The sequence below is a fragment of the Verminephrobacter aporrectodeae subsp. tuberculatae At4 genome (genome assembly GCF_000193225.1).
Lineage (GTDB): Bacteria > Pseudomonadota > Gammaproteobacteria > Burkholderiales > Burkholderiaceae_C > Acidovorax > Acidovorax aporrectodeae.
In genome coordinates, this window is the sequence record NZ_AFAL01000138.1 from 1 (window position 1) to 3,978 (window position 3,978).

At 71.0% G+C, this 3,978-nt stretch carries 3 protein-coding genes and 1 pseudogene; all 4 read left to right on the forward strand.

Translation table 11 applies throughout. The features are described 5' to 3' along the window. Positions 1–2,016 (forward strand): potassium-transporting ATPase subunit KdpB (gene kdpB, locus VTU_RS0105085; RefSeq protein ID WP_029554125.1); only part of this gene is annotated, 2,016 nt, incomplete at its 5' end. 19 nt (positions 2,017–2,035) lie between these two features. Then, positions 2,036–2,676 (forward strand): annotated as a pseudogene (gene kdpC, locus VTU_RS25765) (potassium-transporting ATPase subunit KdpC). A gap of 15 nt (positions 2,677–2,691) precedes the next feature. Next, complete coding sequence (locus tag VTU_RS33450) at positions 2,692–2,841, forward strand: hypothetical protein (RefSeq protein WP_010101474.1); 150 nt, start codon at positions 2,692–2,694, stop codon at positions 2,839–2,841. 6 nt (positions 2,842–2,847) lie between these two features. Then, positions 2,848–3,978: signal transduction histidine kinase (locus VTU_RS0105100; protein ID WP_010101476.1), on the forward strand; the 1,131-nt coding region annotated here is incomplete at its 3' end.

A 3,978-nucleotide genomic window follows, 5' to 3' on the forward strand; every position in this document is an offset into this window, starting at 1 on the left:
CTGCGCGATGCCTTCAAAAAACTGGACCCGCGCGTGCAGTGGCGCAACCCGGTGATGTCCGTGGTGTACGTGGGCAGCGCCTTCAGCAGCGCGCTGGCCGCGAGCGCGCCCGACGCCTTTACCGCCGCCGTCGCGCTGTGGCTGTGGTTCACGGTGCTGTTTGCCAATTTTGCCGAGGCCCTGGCCGAGGGGCGCAGCAAGGCGCAGGCCGCGTCGCTGCGCGGCCTCAAGCAAGAGACCTGGGCGAAGAAGCTCGCCGGCACGTTCGAGCGCAGCACCCCGCACAGCGCCATGACCTGGCTGCCGCTGGAGGCGGGCCAGCTGCGCCGGGGCGACGTGGTGCTGGTCGAGGCCGGCGACATCGTTCCCGCCGACGGCGAGGTGATGGACGGCGTGGCCTCGGTGGACGAGAGCGCGATCACGGGCGAATCGGCCCCGGTGATCCGCGAGGCGGGCGGCGATTTCTCGGCCGTGACCGGCGGCACGCGCGTGCTCTCGGACTGGGTCGTGGTGCAGGTGGTGGTGAACCCGGGCGAGACCTTTGTGGACCGCATGATCGCCATGGTGGAGAACGCCCGGCGCCAGAAGACGCCCAACGAGATCGCGCTGACCATTTTGCTGGTGGCGCTGAGCATCGTGTTCCTCGGCGTGGTGGTCACGCTGCTGCCGTTCTCGGTGTTTGGCGTGCAGGCCAGCGGCGCGGGCGAGCCCGTGAGTCTGGTGGTGCTGGTGGCCCTGCTCGTGTGCCTGATTCCCACGACCATCGCCGGCCTGCTCAGCGCCATCGGCGTGGCGGGAATGAGCCGCATGCTGGAGGCGAACGTGATCGCCACCTCGGGCCGCGCGGTCGAGGCGGCGGGCGACGTGGACGTGCTGCTGCTCGACAAGACCGGCACCATCACGCTGGGCAACCGGCAGGCCAGCGCCTTCGTCCCCGCGCCCGGCGTCACCGAGTCCGAGCTCGCGGACGTGGCGCAGCTGGCCTCCCTGGCCGACGAAACGCCCGAGGGCCGCAGCATCGTGGTGCTCGCCAAGCAGCGCTTCAAGCTGCGCGAGCGCGACCTGGCGACCCTGGGCGCGCAGTTCGTGCACTTCACGGCGCAAACGCGCATGAGCGGCGCCGACCTGCCCGGCCCGCGCCTGCTGCGCAAGGGCGCCGCAGACGCCGTGCGCAAACACGTGCAGGCGCTGGGCGGGCGCTTTCCTGCCGCGCTGCAAAACGCCGTGGACGATGTCTCGCGCCGCGGCAGCACGCCGCTGGTGGTGGCCGACGGCGCGCGCGTGCTCGGTGTGGTGGAGCTCAAGGACGTGATCAAGGGCGGCATCCGGGAGCGCTTTGCCGAGCTGCGTCGCATGGGAATCAAGACGGTGATGGTGACCGGCGACAACCGCCTGACCGCCGCCGCGATCGCCGCCGAGGCGGGGGTGGACGACTTTCTCGCCGAGGCCACGCCCGAGGCCAAGCTCAAGCTCATCCGCGACTACCAGAGCACCGGGCGGCTGGTCGCGATGACGGGCGACGGAACGAACGACGCCCCCGCGCTCGCGCAGGCCGACGTGGCCGTGGCGATGAACACCGGCACGCAGGCCGCGAAGGAGGCCGGCAACATGGTCGACCTGGACAGCAACCCGACCAAGCTCATCGAGATCGTCGAGACCGGCAAGCAGATGCTCATGACGCGCGGCGCGCTGACCACCTTCAGCATTGCCAACGACATCGCGAAGTATTTCGCCATCGTTCCCGCGGCGTTCGTCGGCACCTACCCGCAGCTGTCGGCGCTGAACTTCATGCAGCTGGCCAGCCCGTCGTCGGCGATCCTCTCGGCCGTGGTGTTCAACGCGCTGATCATCGTCTGCCTGATTCCGCTGGCGCTGCGCGGCGTGCGCTACCGCGCCGTGGGCGCCGCCGCGCTGCTGCGCCGCAACCTGGCGATTTACGGGCTCGGTGGCGTGCTGCTTCCGTTCATCGGCATCAAGGCGATCGACATGCTGATCGCTGCCCTGGGACTGGTTTGATTTCCGAAAGCCCCGCACCATGACCGAATCCCTTGCCCACCCCGCGCCCGATGCGGGCGCAACGCCACCCGCCCGCTGCGGCCTGCTGCGCCCGGCGCTCGTGCTGTTCGTGCTGTTCTCGGTACTCACCGGGCTGCTCTACCCGCTGGCCGTCACGGGCGTTGCGCAAACCGTGTTTGCGCACCAGGCGAACGGCAGCCTCGTGCGCCGCGACGGCCGGCTGCTGGGGTCGGAACTGATCGGGCAAACGTTCACCGCGCCGGGCCACTTCTGGGGCCGCCCCAGCGCCACCACGCCCCTGCCCTACGACGGCCTGGCGTCGGGCGGGTCGAATCTGGCGCCGGGCAACCCGGCGTTGCTCGACGCCGTGCAGGCGCGCGTGCAGGCGCTGCGCGCCGCAGACCCGGAGAACACACGGCCCGTCCCGGTGGACCTCGTGACCGCCTCGGCGAGCGGGCTGGACCCGCACATCAGCGTCGCCGCGGCGAACTACCAGAGCGGCCGCGTGGCCCGCTCCGCGGCTTGCCCCCCGAGCAGGTCCAGGCGCTGGTGCAGCAGCACACCGAAGGCCCCTGGCTGGGCTTTCTGGGCGAGCCCCGGGTGAACGTGCTCGCGCTGAACCTCGCGCTGGACGCAACCCGGCGCCCCGCCAAGCCATGATCCGCAGGCCCGGCCATGCTCGCAATCCTGCTGGCCACGCTGGTGCTCGCACTGCCCATGCTGCTCGCCTGGTGGCTGGTCACGCGCCCGGGCGCTGCGCGCAATGCGCCAGGCGACAATGACGACGCGCACACCGCATCGCAGCCCCCGCGCAGCAGCGAATGACCCGGAATGCACGACGACGCCACACGCCCTGACCCCGACGCCCTGCTGGAGCGCTTGCACAGCGAGGAGGCCCAGGCCCGGCGCGGGCGGCTGAAGATCTTTTTCGGCGCCTGCGCGGGCGTGGGCAAGACCTACGCCATGCTGTCCGCGGCCCGCGCCGCGCAGGCGCAGGGCCTGCCCGTCATCATCGGCGTGGTGGAAACCCATGGCCGCGCCGACACCGAGGCGCTGATCCGCCAAGCGCCCGACCTGCCCCGCCTGCCGCTGCGTGCCCTGGCGTACAAGGACCGCACGCTGCCGGAGTTCGACCTCGACGCGGCGCTCGCCTGGGGCGCGCAGCACCCCGAAGGACTCGTGCTGCTCGACGAACTGGCGCACAGCAACGTGGCCGGATCGCGCCACCCCAAGCGCTGGCAGGACGCCGAAGAATTGCTCGCCGCGGGCGTCGATCTGTACTCGACCATGAACGTCCAGCACCTGGAGAGCCTGAACGACATCGTCAACGGAATCACCGGAATCCGCGTATGGGAGACCGTTCCGGACCAGTTCTTCGACGCCGCCGACGAGGTGCTGGTGATCGACCTGCCGCCCGATGAACTGCTCGAGCGCCTGAAGGCGGGCAAGGTGTACCTGCCGCAGCAGGCCGAGCGTGCGGCCGCCCATTTTTTTCGCAAGGGCAACCTGCTCGCACTGCGCGAGCTCGCGCTGCGCTGCACGGCGGACCGGGTGGACGACGAAATGCGCGCCTACCGCCGCACCAGCATCAGCACCGCGACGCCGGTGTGGCCCAACCGCGAGGCCCTGCTGGCCTGCGTGGGCCCGGGCGCGAACGGCGAGAAAGTGGTGCGCAGCTGCGCCCGCCTGGCCGCGCAGCTGGAACTGCCCTGGCATGCCGTGCACGTGGAGGCCCCCGGCCAGCCGGCGCCGTCTGCCGCACTGCTGGCGCAGGTCGAGCGCAGCCTGAAGCTGGCGCAGGAACTCGGGGCCAGCGCCTGCAACATGCTGTCCGCCACCGCGCGCGCGCCAGCGCTGGTGCGCTACGCGCGCGAGAACAACCTGGTGCGCATGGTGATGGGCCGCAGCACCCGCCGCTGGCCCTGGCAGGAAACGCTCGCCGAGCAGTTGGGCAAGCTGGCC